We start from the raw sequence: 20,694 nt of genomic DNA on the forward strand, positions 1-20,694 counted from the left end.
TTGTAATGAGAATGGTAGATATTATTGCAAAAAAACGTGACGGCAAAGAATTAACGACTGAAGAAATCAAATTCTTTATTAATGGATATACAGACGGAAGTATTCCTGATTATCAAGTGAGTGCGCTTGCAATGGCAATCTTCTTTAAAGATATGACAGATCGCGAACGTGCAGATTTAACGATGGCGATGGTTGAGTCTGGAGAAACGATCGACTTATCAGCAATTGAAGGAATTAAAGTAGACAAACATTCAACTGGCGGTGTTGGTGATACAACAACATTAGTATTAGGACCGTTAGTAGCTGCTTTAGATGTACCAGTAGCAAAAATGTCTGGTCGTGGTTTAGGACATACAGGCGGAACAATTGATAAATTAGAAGCGGTAGAAGGATTCCACGTTGAAATTACGAAAGAACAATTCATTGATATTGTAAACCGTGACAAAGTAGCTGTTATTGGACAAACAGGAAACTTAACACCTGCAGATAAAAAGATTTATGCATTACGCGACGTAACAGGAACTGTTAACTCAATTCCTTTAATCGCAAGTTCAATTATGAGTAAAAAAATTGCAGCTGGTGCTGACGCAATCGTACTTGATGTAAAAACAGGTGCTGGTGCATTTATGAAAACAGAAGAAGATGCAAAAGAATTAGCACATGCAATGGTACGTATCGGAAATAACGTAGGACGTCAAACAATGGCAGTTATTTCAGATATGTCACAACCTCTTGGATTTGCGATTGGTAATGCTCTAGAAGTGAAAGAAGCGATTGATACGTTAAAAGGTGAAGGTCCAGAAGATTTAACAGAATTAGTACTTGTATTAGGAAGTCAAATGGTCGTACTTGCGAAAAAAGCAAATACGTTAGAAGAAGCTCGTGAAATGCTAATTGAAGTGATGAAAAACGGAAAAGCAACTGCGAAATTTAAAGAGTTCTTAAGCAATCAAGGCGGAGATAGCTCAATTGTAGACAATCCAGAAAAAATGCCACAAGCAAAGTATGTAATTGATGTACCTGCAAAAACTTCAGGTGTTATTTCTAACATTGTTGCAGATGAGATTGGTATTGCAGCTATGTTACTTGGTGCAGGTCGTGCAACGAAGGAAGATGAAATCGATTTAGCAGTAGGATTAATGTTACGTAAAAAAGTTGGCGATGCAGTAAAAGAAGGCGAGCCTTTCGTAACAATCTACGCAAACCGTGAAAATGTAGAAGATGTAAAAGCAAAAATTTATGAGAATATTTCTATAGCTGAAACAGCAGTGGCTCCTAAATTAGTTCATACAGTTATTACTGACTAATCATCATTTCATTTACTTTGAGGGGGAAATAATATGGATAAGAAAAAATATATTGAAGAAGCAAACAAGATGTTATCGAAAGCGTATATTCCGTATTCTAAATTTCCTGTTGGCGCAGCGTTAGTTACGAAAGAAGGGAAAATCTATACTGGTTGTAATATAGAAAATGCTTCTTATGGTTTATGTAACTGTGCAGAAAGAACAGCAATATTTAAAGCGGTATCAGAAGGGGAGCGCGATTTTAGTTACTTAGTTATTACAGGAGAAACTGATGGACCGATTTCACCATGTGGTGCGTGTAGACAAGTAATTGCTGAATTCTGTGATCCGAAAATGCCTGTATTACTAACGAATGTAAAAGGTGATGAAAAAGAAGTGACTGTTGAGCAATTACTTCCAGGTGCTTTCACAATTGACGATTTAAAATAAGTTAAAAAGCCATTTTGCAATTATTAATTGCAGAATGGTTTTTTTGTTCATATTCCGTTCATAAACTTTGCGTAAAATGATTGCAGCGAATATGGAAAGTTTACAGCAGGAGGAATATAATGAAGAAATTCTATAATGCGGCATGTAGTTACTTATTGGTTTATGATTTTGCTAAAAAAGTCATTTAAATAGATAGGAGTGGAAAGTATGATAGCACTTTTATCAAGTGTCATAGCGGTTTGTATGGCTGTTGGGGTAATGTTTCTACGTTTTAAAGCAGCGAAAAAGCCGATAACGAAAAAGAAAATTATATTACCACCAATTTTTATGAGTACAGGCGCGATGATGTACTTTTTATCAGATTTTCGATTAACATCGTTAGAAATAGTCGAGGCAATTAGTATAGGGATTATTTTCTCTATTTTTCTTATTAAAACAACTAAGTTCGAAATAAAAGGCGAACATATATTTATGAAACCGTCAAAAGCATTCATATTCATTTTAGTAGGCTTATTAGCTGTACGCGTGGCATTAAAGTCATATTTAAGCCAATCAATTGATTTGGCAGAGTTAAGCGGAATGTTTTTCTTACTTGCATTTGCGATGATTGTGTCGTGGAGAATTGCGATGTATCGCTCGTTTACTAAATTAAAAAAGACAATAAAAAGAGCTGGAATTTCTATATAGGAAATCCAGCTCTTTTTATGTTTTATTAGAATTCTTTAGCTCGGAACTCATTTGCTTAATTTTAAACGTATTTGAGCATCTTGTAATGCAGCAGGTGTAACGTTAAGACCATTTTGATCAACAATTTTTGTGTTTAATAAAATGGAATCTAAGCTTCCACGAAATGTTTGTGTATAGTTTTGGCGCAACATTTGTTGTTCTTGTTTTTCATCAACTGTTAATCCATTCGCTTTTTCTTTTTTTGACAATTCGTTAATACGGAATAAAATGTTTTTCATTTGTTTCACCTCTAGTTAAATTTAATTACATTAGCTACTTACTAATGTATAGTTATTGTAACCTATCTTTTAATAAGTGTCAATGTCTATAAAATGCTTTGTTTTGTATGTGTATGGATGAGAGAGGATGTAAATGAATACTAATACTTGAAATAGAAAAGATGCCAATATACAATACTACGGTAGGGTATAAAGAGTTGTTGTTTTACATTATGAAAGTAATAAGTAAAAAGGAGTATGCAATAATGAATGCAGTAATTTCAAAGAAAGAAACAATCATCTCATATACGATTGCTATTTTATTTATTTTAGCTATGGTAACAGCTGGTGTGTTATTAAATGATCCGGAAGTCATTTTGCCGGAAATAGCAGCGATGGCAATTGCTTTATGGGCGTATCGTGAACCAGGATGGTTAAGACAACCAGAAAAAATCTTTATTGCACCGTCAATAACAGCTGTTATTGGTTTTGCAGTGAATCAAATGGATATTTTCTATATAGGAAAAGTTAGCTTAACACTTATATTAATGATGTTGTTTTTATGTGTTATTCAATCCAATTTAGCACCATCCATTGCGACAGGTTTATTACCGTTAGTAACAAATGCGACGGAATGGTCATTTGTTATCGCGGTATTTGCTTTAACATTTATTTTAATGATAGGTGTTCTTATATTTAAATTGAACAACGGTATTGAGCGAAAAGTGCAAATACAGTATAAATATATGACTGTATTTCTAATACTAAATTTCGTATGGATTAGTTTATGCTGGATAACTGGTTATGAACAATTAGTAGTTATTCCACCAATATTAGTTGTCGTGTATGAATCACTTCAAAAGCCGATGTACAATGAAAAAATGGCTTTTAAACAAATAGTCGTATTAACTGCATCTGCAACTGTTGGAACAATATTGTACTTTGCGATTGATTCATGGATTGTAGTCACTTTATTAAATATGATATTAATGCTTATTTTATTAAAAATTGTTGGTGTACGTATTCCAGCAGTGTATGCATTTCCATTATTGCCGCTCGTATTTCCAGATGGAATGATAAAGATGTTACCAGTAGCTTCATTTGTTGCGGGAGTATTTTTATTTGGTGCAGTACTACTGTATAAAAAGTGGGAGATGAAGCAAAAGGGCATGGCAATGTAGATAGAGTAAAGATAGCTTTTAATTAGTAAAATAAATAGACACCTGTGAGTGTCTATTTATTTTATGAAAAATTTAGTTTAATTCATTTAAGTAATGAACAAGTTCCGATGCTTTAGAGAAAAATGGAGAATGATCAGCTTCTAAAGTAATAATTTTCTTGCAAGGTGTTTCTGTATTCATTAGGCGTTGAAAATCAATTGGAATCGCTCTATCTAGAGTCGTTTCAATATAAATGCGATCTATGGCTCCAAAGTTTTCTTCAGATATTTTCAGCTCTTGTTGGAAGGGTCCTAGTGGTTGAGGACGCATTTGATTAAAAGATGCTTCTTTAATAGAACCGTCTTCTGTAGCATTTAAAAATGTTTGTTCAATTAGATTAGGTATAAGTTCAGCAGTCAAGTCATTTTCATTTATAGTGAATTGCGGGCCATCTTCTCCGTCTAATTTACTACCAAGACTTTCTCCATTTCGTGGTAAGAAAGCACAAAGATATACTAATTTATCGATTTTATTTGGTATAAGTTCAGCAGTTTGAGTAATAACGACTCCACCCATACTATGTCCAACAAGAATAACCTTTTCATTTTGTTGATTTATATTAGCTGTTACTGCATCAACATAGGAATCTAACGTTATATTTTGTGAAGGAGTTGTATCTTTCCCACTTCCAGGTAAGTCTAGTGTAATAACAGTGTGACCTAAAGCCTCTAGTTGAGGTTTTACTAATTCCCATGCCCATTCACCTTGCCATGCTCCATGTACTAAAATGTAAGTACTCATTTAATCAACACTCCTCTAGGGTATATAAGTTTCATCTATTTGTAATATTGATGATGTATACTCAGTGTAAATGAAGTGGTTTCATAAATATAATGAAGGTTATTTATAGATGATATAAATATATTTTATATAAGGAGAACAGAATGAATGTTTTTGATTTTAAAGTCTTTACATATGTGGCTCGTTTAAATAGTATTAGTCTGGCAGCAAAGGAATTACATATGACACAGCCAGCAATAACCCATATTATTAACAAATTAGAGAAACGATATGCTATAACGTTATTTGATCGCTCTAGACAAGGAACGATTCTAACTGAAAATGGCAAAGAATTTTTAGTTGGTGTGAATCGACTTCTAATGGAGTATGAAAAACTTGAGGAAACAGCTTTCCAGTTGAAGAATAAAAGCTTGTATAAAATTGTACTAGCTACGTATCCTTCCGTTACTGTATATTGTTTGGCGGAGTGTATTCAACTAGGGAATATTGATCATAGTCAATATGTACTTGCAGTTCGAGAAGGAAGCTATCAAGAAGTGTTAGATTGGCTATCATCAGGTAGTGCAGATTTTTCTATTTCTATAAAAGAAAATTTAATACAAGGATTTCATTATGATGTCATTGGTGAAGATCCGTATGTTATGGTTTCTTCAAAAAAAGTTCCGCCTAACCTTACTATTAATGATATAAAAAATTATCCTTTTATTATGCCGCTTTCTGGTTGCAAAGAAGTGCTCGAACCGTATTTGATGAAAAATGAAATAACAGTTAATAAAGTGATGGAGTCAGAATCAATTAGTTCAGCATTAGCACTTACTATACAAGTTAATGGCATAACAATCGTTCCGTTATCAGGACTACATAAGCAAATTATTCATGACTTCATTGTACAGCCGATAGAAATTACAATTCCACGACAACTTATTATGCAATGGTCACCTAAAAAAGAGAATGACCCGCTGTTTCTCGCGTTTGTTAAGAATTTATTAGCTCAACTACAGCAAAAGAAAAAATGAATATAATATTACAAAAGATAAGCTCATTTCACTAGAGCTTATCTTTTGTATGTATTACCAATAAAGAGCAGTATCATAAAATCCGATTAAAATAAGGAGAAAACCAGCTATACGCTGAATGCTATTTCCTATTTTCCTGCTCTTCTTTAGTAATGCCCCGTTTAATCCCAGATAGGAGATGAAGGACATTAATACGACGATAGGAAGAGCAGTTCCTATCGAAAAGAACGTTGGAAACAAGTACCCGTAATTAAATGATAAAGATAAAGGGATTAACGTTCCAAAAAATAGAACGAACATAGTCGGACAAAAAGCTAAGGAAAAGAAGAATCCGAGTAAAAATGAACCAACTTCATTTTGATTTCGTATAAATTTAATCGAGAAGAAATATCTTCTTTTTATAATACCTGACAACAGTAGCCCCATTAAAATTAATAAGGGTCCCATCATTTTTCGTAACCATGGAAAATACAAAGTCAATATTTGCTGAATCTCTTTTCCTAAAAACCATACTAATAGTCCAAGCGTCGTAAAAGCCATTATTTTTCCTAAAATGAATAAAAGTATATGTTTCCATACATGTTCCTTTTGTAAAGATTGGTTGCTATAAAGTGTAATAGCACTAATGTTTCCTGTTAATTGGCAAGGAGCAAGGGTACCTACTATGCCTAATAAAAACGAAAATAAAAGAGGTACAGATTTCGTAGCATTCGCGGCATCCATTAAAGGAGACATGAGTTGATAGCTCCATTCACTAATTGTTGAAAACACGTTATATTCACCCTTCTACTTAAATTGGAATGTTCCTTCATTAGCAATCTGCTTCCACGTATTACCCTCATCTGTAGAGAGGAATACATTTGATTTCATTGTAGCAAATACGATTTCGGCTGAATTTTGAGGGTTTTGTGAAATATACATAATTGCATCTTTAGAATCTAAAGGTGGAATTTGTATGTTTGTTTCTTCATTTGTAGCAATTGATTTCTTCGTTACGATTTGCTTATTAATAGGGGCGTAAATAACATCTTCATTACTTAATGTAATTGCGGTCGATTCAAGTGATTTAGAGAATAGTTCAAATGTATTTCCGTAATCTGTAGATAAGTAAACACCATCTTTAGTACTTACCGCGACTACACTAGATTGATCTGGATGTACTGAAAAGGAGTGGATTGCACTTGAAAGCCCCTTCAATTTACTAGTTTTCCATTCTTGTCCATTGTTCGTACTAAAGTAAAAACCTTGTTGCAATTTAGAATTTGGACGTTCATTGTATAAATAAATTGTTTCCGTATTATATCCGACAGCAAGGTTATGAAAATCAGATTCTCCATAAAAAGCTAGCTTTTCGAGAGTATTACCACCATCAGAACTTTTCATTAATCCTAAAGGATTTTTTAAATTTGCTCCTGGTTCAGGATGACCGCTGGCAAAGAACCCGTTCTTCGTTGCCTGAAAGCCCATATAATCATGTAGTCCAGTTTTAGCTTCAAGCCATTTGCCATTTTGATAAACTTTTATCCCGCTATGAGTGGCGATAGAAACCCCAGACATATTTCCTGCATAGCCAATTCCGTGAATGTGCTCGATTTTTCCAGATGTAATTTCTTTATAGAAGTCTTGCGGACTCGTATTTGCTGTTTCTATATTTTTTGGTTGAGATTGCGCCGTTTCTTTTTTCACTGGTGCTGTTTCGACGTTGCTAGAACATCCTGAAATTATTAATAAAGAAGTAATTGCTAACCCTGTTGCTACATAATGTTTCAAAGTTATGGCTCCTTTCCTATATATGAGATTTTAAGTATATGGAATAAATATCAAGAAATTGTGGAGTGGTATGCATAATTTAGCGTGGAAGAGGCCCGAGTAATGAAAATTCTCCTTTCGCTATGAGTATAATTAATTGACGAAAAATTATAACAATAATAGAATAAATTGTATTGATGATTAGTTTCATAAGCATACATAGAACACTAGGGGGATTATTATGAAATCAACATTTTTTGCTCAAAATAGAGAAAGACTAACGAAAACATTACCTGATGAATCCGTTACGATTTTATTTGCGGGACGAGCACCGCATATGTCAGCTGATGCCCATTATAAATTTGTACCGAATCGTAATTTTTACTACTTAACGGGAATCGATGAACCAAATGTTATTTTTATGCTGAAAAAGTTTGGGAATAGTGTAGAAGAGACACTTTTCATTGAAAAATCAGATCCAGTAATGGAAAAATGGATTGGGAAGACAGTTTCTAGCGAAGAAGCAGAGGGAATTTCAGGTATAAAGAAAGTTGTATATTTAGATAGCTTTGAAAAGACAATGTCAAATATACTTTTTACAGAAAATGCGAAGCATCTATATTTAGATATAGAACGTCGTGATTGGAATGGTACGGAGACAAAAACATTAGCATTTGCTAAACATGTAAGAGAAAAATACCCACACGTAACAATTGGTAATGTATATCCGAACATTTGTGAATTACGAGTATTTAAAACAGAGGAAGAAATTGAAATTATTAAAGAAGCGATTGCTGTAACGAAAGATGGTATTTACAATGTGTTAAAAAATGCAAAAGCAGGCATGATGGAGTATGAATTAGAAGCTCAATTTGATTTTACACTGAAATCATCTGGCATTAAGCACCATGCGTTCAATACAATTTTGGCGAGTGGGAAAAATGCTACAGTTCTTCATTATGAAGATAATGATGCACAAATTCAAAATGGTGACTTAGTATTACTAGATTTAGGTGCTCAAAAAGACTACTATAACGCTGATATTAGTTATACATTCCCGGCAAATGGAACATTCTCTAGTCGTCAAAAACAAATTTATAATATTGTATTAAAAGCATTAAAAGAAACAACAGCGCTTATTAAGCCAGGATTAAAGTTCGCTGCATTAAATGAGCATACAAAAAAGGTACTGGCAGAAGAGTGTAAAGCAATTGGTTTAATTCAAGAAGATGAAGAGTTATCAAAATACTATTATCATGGTGTCAGCCATTTCCTTGGTTTAGATACACATGATGTAGGAACATATAAAGATAGAGTGTTAGAAGAAGGTATGGTTATAACAATTGAACCTGGTCTTTATATTGAAGGAGAATCAATTGGAATTCGTATTGAAGATGACATTCTTGTAACGAAAGACGGGTATGAAAACTTGTCAAAAGATATCATTAGGGAAGTTGAAGAAATTGAAGAATTTATGAGTGTAAATAATGAACATGTAAAAGGAAACCAAGCTGTAGTTAAATAATAAAAGAGTCATCACTAATTTATTTGAACTTTATCTCGAACCGTGGACAATTAAAAAATCCATGATTCGGGATAGGGTTCTTTTCTTCGAAATACTAATCTTTAATTATTAATCCTAATAAAGTAGCAAACTGAACAGCTTGATATGTTGATACTTTACATCCTCTTAAATCGTTCACTGAAACTGTAAGTGTATCAAAGGTAGAAGAACTAATATCTATCCCCTTCAGTGATGTCTGATCAAAATTAGCTTCATCAAGACTACATAATTGGAATTCAACTTTTTTAAGTTTACAGTCAAAAAAATCTGCATTATTTAATGAAGTTTCATTGAAGATGATTTTTTCTAGTTTGGAATTTCCAAATGCCGCTAAATTCAAAATTGAATTCTCAAATTTAACATTTCCTAAGCTAGATTCTGTGAAATTTACTCCGATTAATTTACTGTTTTTAAATTCGACTCTGTGAACAGAAGAATTGCTTAAATTAACATTTGATAAATCACAGTTTTCAAAACAAACATCTGTAATATCAATATTGCTAAAGTCTGTATTAGTAAACTTACAGTTTTTTATCACCGCATCATATAATCGCACTCTATCTACAGATTCATTTTCGAAAGTGGAGTCTATAATTTCACACACTTCCAATGTTGGATCTTCTTCATAAAAAATATCTTGAAAATTCTTTGAAGATAACTCTGGTGAAATTTTTGGTCTATCAATTTTCATCGTATATCAATCCTCTTCTATTTGATATATTTGTGTAATTTGAGTCTATTGTCTTCTTGTAAGGAACATTAGTTCTTATTATACAAAAATGTAAGTTCTTTTGTGAAGAGCATTTTAGCTACATTTTTCTTATTTAATAATAGCAGTGTTATTGTTTCTTAAGAAATAACGTCAAAACAAATACGAGAACGGCTAGTATAGTCGCTACAAGGAAAATATTTTGTATTTCTAAAATATTCGCCTCTTGTAATGTCTCCGCTTTTAGTAATCTTCCAATTAGCTTACGTAAGATCTAATTACATCTCCTTATTTTCTTGAAAATCAACTTCTATAATGATTTTGAAAAAGAAAAAGGAGGGATTTTCCATGAAGCGATTTGTATTAACAGCCGTTACAGTCTCTGTAATATTTTTAATTGCTGCCTGTTCTGTGACGACAAATATAACAAATGATCATAAAAATATGAATGATAAAAAAACACTACAGACTGAAACAGCTACAACACCATTGAAAGTTGAAAAAGGACCAGAAGTTACTTTAATAGCGAAAGAAGAAAAGCAAAAATTAAGTAACGGTGTTATTGTTCCAGTCTGGACATTTAATGGCTCATCTCCTGGTTCAGAAATTCGGGTGAAAAAAGGTGAAAAGGTGAAAGTGACATTAAAAAATGAATTATCTGCACCAGTATCTATTCATTGGCATGGATATCCTGTCCCAAATAACATGGATGGAATTCCAGGCGTGACACAAGATGCAGTTGAACCAGGAAAAAGTTTCACTTACGAATTTGAAGCGAACGTACCAGGAACGTACTGGTATCACTCGCATCAAGATTCTGTAAATCAATTAGATAGAGGTTTGTATGGAGCGCTCATTGTAGAAGATACAAAGGAAAAATATGATAAAGATTACACATTAATGTTGGATGAATGGGTTACAGATAAAGAAGAAATGAATAAGCAGTTAAAAGAAATGACAAAAGGGCAAATAGGTAATAAATCTAAAGGTAATGAAAATGGGGAAAAGAATGATGATAAGAACGGCATGGCTCATTCTGATATGAACATGGGCAGTGATAAAAAAGACTCTAGTAATATGGGAGGAATGGACCATGGAAATATGAAGATGGAAGGTCATGATATGAGTATGTACGATTTATTCACAATCAATGGAAAAAGCGGTGATTTAGTAGCGCCATTAAAAGTGAATAAGGGAGATAACGTTCGTCTTAGACTCGTCAATGCTGGTTATCTATCACATGATATACATGTTCATGGCCATGATATAAAAGTAATTGCGACAGATGGTCAACCAATAAACGATCCAAAAGTTATAAAGGATAAAGTAATTTCAATCGCACCGGGTGAACGTTATGATATTGAATTTACTGCTAATAATCCTGGGAAATGGTATGTTGAAGACCATTCGAAAAATAAAGGTGCAAAAGGAATGAAAGCTGTTATTGAGTATGATGGCAGCAAAGAGATGAAAGATAAAACAGACGAAAAAGAAAAATTACCGAAATTAGATATGACGAAATATGGTGCTAAAAAATTAGGTAGTTTCACGTTAAATCAAGAGTATACTGCCACATATAATATGGACTTAAATACGCAAATGAATGGAAATGAAATGGTATATACAATTAACGGAAAGGTATTTCCAGATATTGACCCAATTCAAGTAAAAAAGGGTGATTTAGTAAAAGTAAAATTAGTAAATGGTTCTAAAATGGACGATCATCCAATGCATTTACATGGTCACTTCTTCCAGTTATTGAGTAAAGGTGGAAAACCGATAGAAGGTTCTCCAATTGTGAAAGATACATTGAACTTAAAACCGGGAGAAGAATATGAAGTAGCCTTTGTAGCAGATAATCCGGGCGATTGGATGTTCCACTGTCATGATTTACACCATGCTTCAGCTGGGATGGTAACAGAAGTAAAATATACAGATTACAAATCGGATTATGTTCCAAACCGAAACATTCCTAATAAGCCAGAGTAATATTAAGCAGTTATCCTATGGATAGCTGCTTATTCATTTTTGTTGCAAGTACTAATGTATGTGTTGATCATGCCCGGATGTAGGTGAGGGAGTATGATCTGGGAATGTCGCGAATACGGCAACGATAATTACTACACTAATTGAAAGTAATGACAAAAAACGCTGTTGGATAAAAGTAGAAAAGTTCTCCGATAATAATTGAATCACACAGGACATAGTAATCGTTATAGTAAGTAAAAGGCTAATGAACAATATACTATGAGCTTGTTGAGCGTTTAACATTTCTGTAATCATTGCTCCCATCATACTTGCCATTAATCCAGAGAACATTCCTTCTAAAGCGGTATATAGGTGAAAACGTAGACCGATTAAAAAGCCGATAAAACCACTAATTGAAATAGCAAGCAAAGTAGAATATAGTAATTCCTCCTTAAAGAGAATGCCTAAGTAAAAACCAATACTTAAACCGATACTCATACTAAAAGACATAATAAATACCATATACTCCATTAGGGTACCCTTACGTTTGGAAATATAGGATGTAATAAGAATCGAAGTACAGCAAAGTGTTAAGGTAGTTAACGTATAAGCAAACATTATGATACCTCCTTGTCCTATCGTTCATTTCATCATATGTTTATATGGAGGGTACTTATGCTTATTAATATCTGCATATTATCTGCACAATTTCATAGATGTAGGCAAAGAGACGTTTGATTTTTTAGGGCGTCTTTTTTAATTATAAGCATGTGAAAGAAATTGTTATATTATGAGTTTCTATTGTGAAGCCATAAAGAATAAGCGTATAATATTATAGGTCTCACATTTGCGAGACAAACCGCGAATGATAAATAAGATTGTTGTTTTATCATCGCTTCTAAACATATAGACAATGAAAGTAACACTGGAATACAGATAGGGAGTTATAAAATGAAATTAATTATTGCCGAGAAACCAGATCAAGGGTTGGCTCTTGTTTCACAGTTTAAATATCGCCGGAAAGATGGATATTTAGAGGTAGAAGCGAATGAGTTATTTCCAAATGGAGCGTACTGTACATGGGCAATTGGTCATTTGACGCAGTTATGTAATCCAGAGCATTATCACGCAGAGTGGAAAAAATGGTCACTTAATACGTTACCGATGATTCCAGAGCGTTTTCAATTTGAAGTAACAAAGTCAAAGTATAAACAGTTTAACGTTGTGAAACAGCTGTTACATAATCCACAGGTAACAGAAATTATTCACGCAGGCGATGCTGGGCGTGAAGGGGAACTGATCGTACGAAATATTATTAATCTTTGTAACGTGCAAAAGCCGATGAAGCGTCTATGGATTTCGTCTTTAACGAAGCAAGCTATTTACCAAGGGTTTAAAAATCTACTTGATGAATCAGATACAATTAATACGTATTACGAAGCATACACAAGATCTTGTGCTGACTGGGTTGTTGGTATGAATGCATCACGTGTCTTTAGTATTTTGCTAAAGAAAAAAGGAATGAATGATGTATTTTCTGCTGGTCGTGTCCAGACACCAACGTTAGCATTGATTGTAAAGCGAGAGAAAGAAATTGAAAACTTTAAGTCAGAGCCTTTCTGGGAAGTGTTTGCAACCTTTAATATAGAAGGAAAGAAATATGACGGAAAATGGGAAAAGGATAATGAATCCCGCTTAAAAGACCCTGATATGGCGAATAAAATTGCGGCATTTTGCCAAGGGAAACCGGCTGTTGTGAAGGAAATGAAAACGGAGCGTAAAGAGTTTCAGCCGCCACTTTTATTTAACTTATCATCACTGCAAGCAACGGCAAATAAAGCCTTTAAGTTTTCACCGAAAAAGACGCTTGATATAACGCAAGCACTATATCAAAAAGGGATTGTTTCTTATCCACGTTCAGATTCTAACTATGTTACACAAGGAGAAGCAGCGACGTTCCCTGATATTTTACAGAAGTTAAGTCAGTTTGATGAATATAAAGGCTTATTACCGGCTCCGGTTGAATCCATTATGAATAACAAGCGTTATGTAAATGAAAAGAAAGTAACAGATCACTACGCAATTATTCCGACAGAGCAAGTTACAAACCCAAGCAGATTATCAGGTGATGAAAAGAAAATATACGATATGATCGTAAGAAGGCTTATTGCAGCTCATTATGAAGTTGCAATCTTTGACTATACAACGATTGTAACGCTTGTAGATGAACGTGCTGAATTCATTTCAAAAGGAAAACAGCAAATTCAAGAAGGTTGGCGTAAAGTTATTTTCCAAGACGATAAAGATGACGAAACCATTCTTCCAATTGTAGCTGAAGGCGAAGAAGGAAAAGTTGTAAAGGTGAAAGTGAAAGAAGGAAAAACACAGCCACCGAAGCGCTATACAGAAGGACAACTTATTACGTTAATGAAAACAGCTGGTAAGTATTTAGAGAATGAAGAGCTGGAGAAAGTATTAAAGAAAACAGAAGGTTTAGGTACGGAAGCGACTCGCGCAGGTATTATTACGATGCTGAAAGACCGTAAGTATATAGATGTAAAGAAAAACCAAGTGTATGCGACTGATAAAGGAAAAGTATTAATTACCGCAATTGGTGATAAAATACTAGCTTCACCAGAAATGACTGCGAAATGGGAACAACGTCTTGCGGAAATTGGTGAAGGTACAGCTTCACCAGCTACATTTATGGAACAGACGAAAAAGCTATCAGCTAAAATTATTGAAGATGCAGTGGAAATGTCTGAGAAGTGGGATTTCACTGGACTACATGTTGAATCGATTGAACGAAAAGGATCGAAATTTACAACGGGTAAAAAGGTTGGTAGCTGTAAAAAATGTGATGGCGATGTAATTGATAAGTCAACGTTTTACGGTTGTTCTAACTATAATACAACGCAATGTGATTTCACCATTTCAAAGAAGATATTAAGTAAAACAATTTCGCAAAAGAATATGACAAAGCTCTTAAAAGGTGAAAAGACTGATTTAATTAAAGGCTTTAAAAAGGGCGAGAAAACGTTTGATGCGAAATTAGAGTGGAAAGATAATAAGATTAATTTTGTATTTGAGAATTAATTTGTTAAAAGAGCATGACATAAAACTGTCATGCTCTTTTGTTTTTCTTTTATATAAAATTTAACGATAAAAAAAATCCTTTAAATAATAATTTTTTATTGTAAAACGATAAAACTTGTATTAAAATCAAAATCATAATAAATGAGTGAGGTGCTTTTGTTAAAAGGTAACAACCTTATTTTTAAAATTAGAGGAGGTATAACTATGAACATTAACAATTTGATTGTTAAAAATATGGATAACCCCCATGAGTTGGAGAAGATGTATAGAAAAGATCCGAAAGCTTTTAAAAAAGCATTCTCACAAGCATGGGACCAAAACCCTGATTCTCAAGTTCTAGGTGCTTGGTATGAAAGGTTGCATTTCAAGGAGAAAGTAAATAAAGAAAAAACATCTTTGTTTCAAAAAGGTTTCTTATTCATGGGCCTTTTAGCTATTCTGGCCGGCATAAGCACCAGGATCATTTTCCACTTTGTTGAGCAGGAAGCAATTGCTCCAATTAACTTGGCTTTTGGTGTAATTCCCTTTATTGCTGCTTATTTTGTTTACAATAATACTCCGAAAAAAAGTATTATTTATTCCCTTGCAGCGTTGTTCCTAATTTCCGGGTATTATCTTAATACGCTGCCAGTAAATTATAAAGACAGTACCATACTTGCGTATTTACATCTTCCTATATTTTTATGGGTCTTAGTAGGGCTTGCATTTACAGGAAATGAATATTCAAAAGGCAGTACAAGATTAGCCTATATTAAATTTAATTTAGAATATTGCCTTCTCTACGGGAGCATGGCAGTGAGCGGAATGATACTTGCGGTATTCACCATGCGTTTATTTAGCTTTGTTGACTTAGATATAGGAGAATTCTATTTTAGTAATGTTGTTTTATTTGGAGCAGCGGCTCTCGCTATTGTGACTGCATACTTAGTATCAATGAATCTTAAGCTTGCTAAAAATATTACACCATACATATCTAAAATTTTTAGTCCTCTCGTCCTGATTACCTTGCTTATCTATCTTATAACGGTAATTTGGGTCGGGAAAAATCCATTCTTGGATCGCAATTTCCTAATGGCCTTCAACGGAATACTGCTTGGCGTATTGGCTGTTACTATATTTTCTATCGTTGAGAGTGACTCGGACGAGAAAAAGAACATTTCAGATTATATAAATTTTTCCTTAATTGTTCTGGCGCTTATTATTGACACTGTCGCATTGTCAGCCATAGTATTCAGACTTTCTTCTTACGGGATTACACCTAATAGACTTGCTGTTTTAGGAGTAAACATACTGATTTGGGCAAATCTCATTTGGATTATGTTTGCCTATATGCGTTTCTTGCAAAATAAATCAGGACTAAAAGCTATCCAAGATGCCGTTACGAAGTATTTGCCAATATACGGACTTTGGGCAGCTTTCGTTATATTTACGTTTCCTATCATTTTTAATTAGAAAGGATCTGTTAATGCGGGAGTGGTGAGGGCTAATAATCATTGGGGGATGAACAAAACCCCCAATGATTAAAGTTTCACTTTATTACAATTGGTATTATTACGTTTGTAGTTTCGGTAATTTCATTTGTATTGATAAATAAGAAGCAAGTGTTGTATGTAATCTTTCCATAATAAAAACCGTCCCAAAATGGGACGGCTTTTATTATGCGTATTGCCGTTTTTTCTTAATAAGCAACAAAACTTGTGAAACAAAAGCTAGTACCGGTAACTCAATCAACGGTCCAATAACGAGTGCAAGTGCGATAAGAGGCTCGTCTGGAAAAGCTGTTACAGCGATAGCGAGTGCAACAGGTGAGTTTCTTGCTAACGTTGTTAAGCTTAGACTTACTGTATCTTTGTAAGATAAATGCATCATGCGCCCGATAAATTGTCCTAGTAAGAAATTAATGATGAAGAACAATAGAACAGGAACGAGTAATAATAAAACGACATTCATATTTTGCAGTAAATATTTACCTTGTGATGCAAACATCGCTACTATTGCTAAACTTAAAAATACAATTTGAGCAGAGCTGAAAAACGGAATGAGTTTATTCTCGAGAGTTTCAGCTTTTTTCATTTTATTCATAATGAACTTTGTAGCGTGTGCAAGTATAAATGGTAAGACGATTACGATAACAATACTTTCTACTAAAACAGAAATCGCTACAGTTTTCATGACACCAGCAAATAAAAATAAATAAATGGGAAGGAGCAGTACTTGCAAAATTAAATTTACAGGTAAAATTGCAGTAGAAAGTGCTACATTACCTTTCGCTATTTCAGTAAAGATTAAGTACCAATCTGTACATGGAGTAACCATTAACATTATAAATCCAACCCAAAGTGCTGGATGATCGGAAAGAAATAGTGCTCCTAACCCCCAAGCGAGTAAAGGTGTCCATAAGAAGTTAATAGTAAGACTTGTTCCAGCAAATTTTAAATTGCGAAATCCGTTTTTTATTTCTTTTAATGGAATGCTGAGGAATAATCCATATAGCATGAAAAATAAGAAGGGGACAATAAATTTGTCTGAATACGTATGTATCATATTAAATTGTCCGAGTACGATGCCGCATGTAACAGCAAAAAGAATAATAAAAGTTTGAATCTTTTCTATAGTGCTCATGAATAAATCCTTTCTATATATGAATTTTCCTCTCAAAGTTTATTATACAAGTAATAAAGATGTATTTGGTGTTCAATTGTATTTTAGTTAATATTTTTAAATTGAGATTTTATTTTTTTATTAAAAGTTACTTGACTAAAGTAAGTGACTATATTACAATCACTTACATAAGGTAATTAAATAACAAAAAGTTGTGATAGCGTAACTTAAGGTATCTATTGGAACTTTTTCTTAGAATAAGAATTTTTATGATGATGAATAATGAATATGAAAAGAAAGATTAGGTGAAGAAAATGGGACTATTTAGCTCATTATTTGGTAAAAAAGAAGAAAATACGAATGTAGAGGGGAATAAAAAAATGTCAAAAGTATTATTTGTAAAAGCAAACGATCGTCCAGCGGAGCAAGCAGTTAGTTCAAAAATGTATGAAACATTTGTAAGTACTTATAAAGAAGCAAATCCAAATACAGAAATTACGGAATTAGATTTATTTGCATTAGATCTTCCTTATTACGGAAATATCGCGATTTCAGGTGGATATAAACGTAGCCAAGGCATGGAGTTAACTGCTGAAGAAGAGAAGGCAGTTGCTACAGTAGATCAATATTTAAATCAGTTTTTAGAAGCTGATAAGGTTGTATTTGCATTCCCATTATGGAACTTTACAGTACCAGCGCCATTAATCACATATATTTCATACTTATCTCAAGCTGGAAAAACGTTTAAATATACAGCAAATGGCCCAGAAGGTTTAGTTGGTGGTAAAAAAGTAGTTGTGTTAGGTGCTCGTGGTTCAGATTACTCTTCAGAGCAAATGGCTCCTATGGAAATGGCAGTTAATTACGTAACAACGGTACTTGGATTCTGGGGAATTACAAATCCAGAGACAGTTGTAATTGAAGGACACAATCAATATCCAGATCGTTCACAACAAATTGTTGAAGAAGGTCTAGAAAACGTTAAAAAAGTAGCAGCAAAATTTTAATTCATGATAGTAAATGGAAAAACCAACATGGATGACCATGTTGGTTTTTTAGTCTATTTTTCATGTTAAAAAATGTATATTTATAAAATAAAAGAAAAGTTCGAAAATAGTATTGCAAAATATTATATAGCAAACTATAATGAGTTCAAGAATAGTTGATACTTAAATTAAATATTCAGAAAATTCAATTAGTTAAAATTGGAAAATGAGATAAGGAAACTTGAATGGGGGTTATATTATGGCGAATAAAGTACCGTTTTCGTTCATAGTAGTTATTGGATTAATGTTATTTGCACTATTTTTTGGAGCGGGAAATTTAATTTTCCCAGCGATGCTTGGTCAATCAGCAGGAGAGAATGTATGGATTGCTAACGCTGGATTTTTAGTAACTGGTGTTGGATTACCATTACTAGGTGTGCTAGCATTTGGTTTTTCAGGTAAAGATGATTTGCAGTCGTTAGCTAGTCGTGCTCACCCAGTGTTTGGGATTGTGTTTACAACAGTTTTATACTTAGCGATTGGTCCGTTATTTGCAATACCGAGAACAGGAAATGTTTCTTATGAAATTGGTCTTAAACCGTTTATGCCAGAAGGAGTAGGTTCTACACCTTTAATTCTTTTCACAATTATATTCTTTAGTATCACTTGTTTTTTTTCGCTAAATCCCGCGAAAATTGTCGATATTGTTGGAAAAATCTTAACACCAATTAAGTTGACTTTCATCGGTATTTTAGTAATCGTTGCTTTTATACATCCGATTGGAGATATGCAAGCACCAGTGGAAGCTTATACATCACATGCATTCTTTAAAGGATTCCAAGAAGGATACTTAACGATGGATACGCTTGCATCATTCGTATTCGGGATTATCATTATCAATGCTATTAAAGAAAAAGGTGCGAAAACGAAAACACAAATTATGGTCGTTTGTGCAAAAGCGACAATTATTGCAGCATCTATTTTAGCAATTATCTATACAGCACTTTCTTATATGGGTGCTTCAAGTGTTGCAAAGCTTGGACATTTAGAGAACGGCGGAGAAGTATTAGCGAAAGTTTCTAACTACTATTTCGGATCATATGGCGGAGTATTATTAGGATTAATGATTACAGTAGCTTGTTTAACAACTAGTGTGGGACTTGTATCAGCATGTTCTTCATTCTTCCATAAGTTATTCCCAAATGTTCCTTACAAAGCAATTGCAATCACGCTATGTGTATTTAGTGCAATTGTTGCAAATGTAGGATTAACACAGTTAATCGCAGTTTCTGTTCCAGTATTAACAGCAATTTATCCACTAGCAATCGTATTGATTTTCTTAACATTCTTCCATTCATTATTCAAAGGAAGAGCTGAAGTTTATCAAGTGAGCTTAATCGTAACATTTATCATCAGCTTATTCGATGGATTAAGTGCAGCTGGAGTTAACATTGAAGTAGTAAGCCAAGTGTTCACTAAATTCCTTCCGATGCAGGAAGTAGGATTAGGCTGGATCTTCCCAGCGATTATCGGTGGATTTATCGGATATGGACTTAGCATTTTAAAAGTGAAAAACCAAGTTCAACCAGCAACTAGAGCGGATAAGAAAATAGGTTAAATAAAAAAAGTTATAGAACTTGTTTCTATAGCTTTTTTTGTTACTATTAATAATGAGAAAAAATAAAGTAGTAGGGGAAATAAAATGAAAAAAACAATTGATCATATCGGAATCGCAGTTCGTGATATAGATAGTACGATACGTTTTTATGAAAATGTGTTACTAGGAACTTTAATAGATCGTTACGTAAGTGAAGCTCCTGGTGTGGAAAGCGAAGTAGCCATTCTTGAAGTGGATGGAGATAGAATTGAATTACTTGCACCGACGAATAATACGACATCTCCAATTGCCCGTTTTATTAAACAAAAAGGTAAAGGTGTTCATCACGTTGCGTATCGTGTCGATGATTTAGATGTGGCTCTAGAAGAGTTAAAAGAACAAGGTATTCGGACATTAGAGCATACACTACGCATTAATAAGCACGGTAGAAGGTTAATTTATCTTAACCCAGCGGATACTGAAGGAACGATTATCGAGTATTGTGATTATCCGGAAGAGAAATAGAAGAGGGATATTTTTTTAAAGGTGTTACGTAATAACGTAATACCTTTTTATTTATGTATTTCACATTTTCTTCACAAATGATTCACGATAACTTTTCTTCTTTGATAACTTACATAAATATATTTTATGATATAATAACAATCGGCTTTAAAAATGTAAGTTGTATCTATCATAATAGTTACTATTATATTGGAAGTTTAGAGGTGGAAGAGAAATAAAGAGTTATACTTTCTAGAAGTTTA

The 20,694-nt window shown here is 33.5% G+C and carries 19 protein-coding genes; 12 read left to right on the top strand and 7 right to left on the bottom strand.

The features are described from left to right. Window positions 1–5 precede the first annotated feature (5 nt). From GD442_RS08915 to GD442_RS08925, 3 genes are all read left to right on the top strand, one after another. Complete coding sequence (locus GD442_RS08915; RefSeq protein WP_002093946.1) at window positions 6–1,307, top strand: pyrimidine-nucleoside phosphorylase; 1,302 nt, start codon at window positions 6–8, stop codon at window positions 1,305–1,307. 33 nt (window positions 1,308–1,340) lie between these two features. After that, on the top strand, window positions 1,341–1,736 hold the full coding sequence (locus GD442_RS08920) for a cytidine deaminase (RefSeq protein ID WP_000358533.1): 396 nt from the start codon (window positions 1,341–1,343) through the stop codon (window positions 1,734–1,736). A 207-nt stretch (window positions 1,737–1,943) separates the two neighbouring features. Further along, on the top strand, window positions 1,944–2,423 hold the full coding sequence (locus GD442_RS08925; RefSeq protein ID WP_078386346.1) for a CcdC family protein: 480 nt from the start codon (window positions 1,944–1,946) through the stop codon (window positions 2,421–2,423). A gap of 47 nt (window positions 2,424–2,470) precedes the next feature. Here GD442_RS08925 and GD442_RS08930 read toward each other — a convergent pair whose 3' ends face one another. Then, entirely contained in the window at window positions 2,471–2,701 is a 231-nt protein-coding gene (locus GD442_RS08930; RefSeq protein WP_000789773.1) for a DUF896 domain-containing protein, read from the bottom strand. 245 nt (window positions 2,702–2,946) lie between these two features. On the opposite strand from GD442_RS08930, the gene GD442_RS08935 reads away from it, so the two are divergent. Beyond that, window positions 2,947–3,861 carry a hypothetical protein gene (locus GD442_RS08935; RefSeq protein WP_078386347.1) on the top strand — a complete coding sequence of 305 codons (915 nt, stop codon included), beginning with the start codon at window positions 2,947–2,949 and terminating at the stop codon, window positions 3,859–3,861. 72 nt (window positions 3,862–3,933) lie between these two features. Here the strand turns inward: GD442_RS08935 and GD442_RS08940 are convergent, their stop codons facing one another. Continuing rightward, entirely contained in the window at window positions 3,934–4,641 is a 708-nt protein-coding gene (locus GD442_RS08940) for an alpha/beta fold hydrolase (RefSeq protein WP_071740405.1), read from the bottom strand. Window positions 4,642–4,784: 143 nt separating this feature from the next. Between GD442_RS08940 and GD442_RS08945 the strand changes: the two genes are divergently transcribed. After that, on the top strand, window positions 4,785–5,657 hold the full coding sequence (locus tag GD442_RS08945) for a LysR family transcriptional regulator (RefSeq protein WP_001100328.1): 873 nt from the start codon (window positions 4,785–4,787) through the stop codon (window positions 5,655–5,657). A gap of 54 nt (window positions 5,658–5,711) precedes the next feature. On the opposite strand, the gene GD442_RS08950 is transcribed toward GD442_RS08945, so the two are convergent. Both GD442_RS08950 and GD442_RS08955 read right to left on the bottom strand, forming a co-directional pair. After that, window positions 5,712–6,428 carry an urease accessory protein UreH domain-containing protein gene (locus GD442_RS08950; RefSeq protein WP_000493100.1) on the bottom strand — a complete coding sequence of 239 codons (717 nt, stop codon included), beginning with the start codon at window positions 6,426–6,428 and terminating at the stop codon, window positions 5,712–5,714. Window positions 6,429–6,443: 15 nt separating this feature from the next. Continuing rightward, window positions 6,444–7,427 (bottom strand): F510_1955 family glycosylhydrolase, encoded by a 984-nt coding sequence (locus GD442_RS08955; RefSeq protein WP_000683843.1) that lies wholly within the window; start codon window positions 7,425–7,427, stop codon window positions 6,444–6,446. 220 nt (window positions 7,428–7,647) lie between these two features. Between GD442_RS08955 and GD442_RS08960 the strand changes: the two genes are divergently transcribed. Next, a complete protein-coding gene (locus GD442_RS08960) occupies window positions 7,648–8,931 on the top strand; it encodes an aminopeptidase P family protein (protein WP_000842983.1) in 1,284 nt (427 codons plus the stop codon). A gap of 94 nt (window positions 8,932–9,025) precedes the next feature. Here the strand turns inward: GD442_RS08960 and GD442_RS08965 are convergent, their stop codons facing one another. Further along, complete coding sequence (locus GD442_RS08965) at window positions 9,026–9,661, bottom strand: pentapeptide repeat-containing protein (protein ID WP_000687270.1); 636 nt, start codon at window positions 9,659–9,661, stop codon at window positions 9,026–9,028. A gap of 366 nt (window positions 9,662–10,027) precedes the next feature. Here GD442_RS08965 and GD442_RS08970 point away from each other — a divergent pair, with 366 nt between their 5' ends. Then, window positions 10,028–11,668, top strand: coding sequence for a multicopper oxidase family protein (locus GD442_RS08970; protein ID WP_159365078.1), 1,641 nt, complete (start codon window positions 10,028–10,030; stop codon window positions 11,666–11,668). 51 nt (window positions 11,669–11,719) lie between these two features. Here the strand turns inward: GD442_RS08970 and GD442_RS08975 are convergent, their stop codons facing one another. Further along, window positions 11,720–12,265: a hypothetical protein gene (locus tag GD442_RS08975; RefSeq protein WP_000458537.1), complete on the bottom strand. Its 546-nt coding sequence runs from the start codon at window positions 12,263–12,265 to the stop codon at window positions 11,720–11,722. A gap of 333 nt (window positions 12,266–12,598) precedes the next feature. Between GD442_RS08975 and topB the strand changes: the two genes are divergently transcribed. Both topB and GD442_RS08985 read left to right on the top strand, forming a co-directional pair. Beyond that, entirely contained in the window at window positions 12,599–14,743 is a 2,145-nt protein-coding gene (topB, locus tag GD442_RS08980) for a DNA topoisomerase III (protein WP_000766771.1), read from the top strand. Window positions 14,744–14,947: 204 nt separating this feature from the next. Next, window positions 14,948–16,195: a DUF4153 domain-containing protein gene (locus GD442_RS08985; protein WP_001024721.1), complete on the top strand. Its 1,248-nt coding sequence runs from the start codon at window positions 14,948–14,950 to the stop codon at window positions 16,193–16,195. Between the two features lie 204 nt (window positions 16,196–16,399). Here GD442_RS08985 and GD442_RS08990 read toward each other — a convergent pair whose 3' ends face one another. Continuing rightward, complete coding sequence (locus tag GD442_RS08990) at window positions 16,400–17,365, bottom strand: arsenic resistance protein (RefSeq protein ID WP_071740406.1); 966 nt, start codon at window positions 17,363–17,365, stop codon at window positions 16,400–16,402. Window positions 17,366–17,658: 293 nt separating this feature from the next. Here GD442_RS08990 and GD442_RS08995 point away from each other — a divergent pair, with 293 nt between their 5' ends. The 3 genes from GD442_RS08995 to GD442_RS09005 all read left to right on the top strand — a co-directional run bounded on the left by GD442_RS08995 (window position 17,659) and on the right by GD442_RS09005 (window position 20,452). Continuing rightward, window positions 17,659–18,351 carry an FMN-dependent NADH-azoreductase gene (locus GD442_RS08995; protein ID WP_000522528.1) on the top strand — a complete coding sequence of 231 codons (693 nt, stop codon included), beginning with the start codon at window positions 17,659–17,661 and terminating at the stop codon, window positions 18,349–18,351. Between the two features lie 238 nt (window positions 18,352–18,589). After that, on the top strand, window positions 18,590–19,948 hold the full coding sequence (brnQ, locus tag GD442_RS09000) for a branched-chain amino acid transport system II carrier protein (RefSeq protein ID WP_001284786.1): 1,359 nt from the start codon (window positions 18,590–18,592) through the stop codon (window positions 19,946–19,948). 84 nt (window positions 19,949–20,032) lie between these two features. Next, window positions 20,033–20,452 carry a VOC family protein gene (locus tag GD442_RS09005; protein ID WP_000750850.1) on the top strand — a complete coding sequence of 140 codons (420 nt, stop codon included), beginning with the start codon at window positions 20,033–20,035 and terminating at the stop codon, window positions 20,450–20,452. Window positions 20,453–20,694: the final 242 nt, after the last annotated feature.

The sequence above is a fragment of the Bacillus sp. A260 genome, from assembly GCF_009861435.1.
GTDB lineage: Bacteria > Bacillota > Bacilli > Bacillales > Bacillaceae_G > Bacillus_A > Bacillus_A cereus.

What these genes read in the sequence shown, in the direction of transcription:
- GD442_RS08990 (WP_071740406.1), bottom strand. Translation starts at nt 17,365, where the DNA reads ATGAGCACTATAGAAAAGATTCAAACTTTTATTATTCTTTTTGCTGTT.
- brnQ (WP_001284786.1), top strand. Translation starts at nt 18,590, where the DNA reads ATGGCGAATAAAGTACCGTTTTCGTTCATAGTAGTTATTGGATTAATG.
- topB (WP_000766771.1), top strand. Translation starts at nt 12,599, where the DNA reads ATGAAATTAATTATTGCCGAGAAACCAGATCAAGGGTTGGCTCTTGTT.
- GD442_RS09005 (WP_000750850.1), top strand. Translation starts at nt 20,033, where the DNA reads ATGAAAAAAACAATTGATCATATCGGAATCGCAGTTCGTGATATAGAT.
- GD442_RS08920 (WP_000358533.1), top strand. Translation starts at nt 1,341, where the DNA reads ATGGATAAGAAAAAATATATTGAAGAAGCAAACAAGATGTTATCGAAA.
- GD442_RS08915 (WP_002093946.1), top strand. Translation starts at nt 6, where the DNA reads ATGAGAATGGTAGATATTATTGCAAAAAAACGTGACGGCAAAGAATTA.
- GD442_RS08925 (WP_078386346.1), top strand. Translation starts at nt 1,944, where the DNA reads ATGATAGCACTTTTATCAAGTGTCATAGCGGTTTGTATGGCTGTTGGG.
- GD442_RS08995 (WP_000522528.1), top strand. Translation starts at nt 17,659, where the DNA reads ATGGGACTATTTAGCTCATTATTTGGTAAAAAAGAAGAAAATACGAAT.
- GD442_RS08975 (WP_000458537.1), bottom strand. Translation starts at nt 12,265, where the DNA reads ATGTTTGCTTATACGTTAACTACCTTAACACTTTGCTGTACTTCGATT.
- GD442_RS08970 (WP_159365078.1), top strand. Translation starts at nt 10,028, where the DNA reads ATGAAGCGATTTGTATTAACAGCCGTTACAGTCTCTGTAATATTTTTA.
- GD442_RS08985 (WP_001024721.1), top strand. Translation starts at nt 14,948, where the DNA reads ATGAACATTAACAATTTGATTGTTAAAAATATGGATAACCCCCATGAG.
- GD442_RS08930 (WP_000789773.1), bottom strand. Translation starts at nt 2,701, where the DNA reads ATGAAAAACATTTTATTCCGTATTAACGAATTGTCAAAAAAAGAAAAA.
- GD442_RS08945 (WP_001100328.1), top strand. Translation starts at nt 4,785, where the DNA reads ATGAATGTTTTTGATTTTAAAGTCTTTACATATGTGGCTCGTTTAAAT.
- GD442_RS08940 (WP_071740405.1), bottom strand. Translation starts at nt 4,641, where the DNA reads ATGAGTACTTACATTTTAGTACATGGAGCATGGCAAGGTGAATGGGCA.
- GD442_RS08965 (WP_000687270.1), bottom strand. Translation starts at nt 9,661, where the DNA reads ATGAAAATTGATAGACCAAAAATTTCACCAGAGTTATCTTCAAAGAAT.
- GD442_RS08960 (WP_000842983.1), top strand. Translation starts at nt 7,648, where the DNA reads ATGAAATCAACATTTTTTGCTCAAAATAGAGAAAGACTAACGAAAACA.
- GD442_RS08935 (WP_078386347.1), top strand. Translation starts at nt 2,947, where the DNA reads ATGAATGCAGTAATTTCAAAGAAAGAAACAATCATCTCATATACGATT.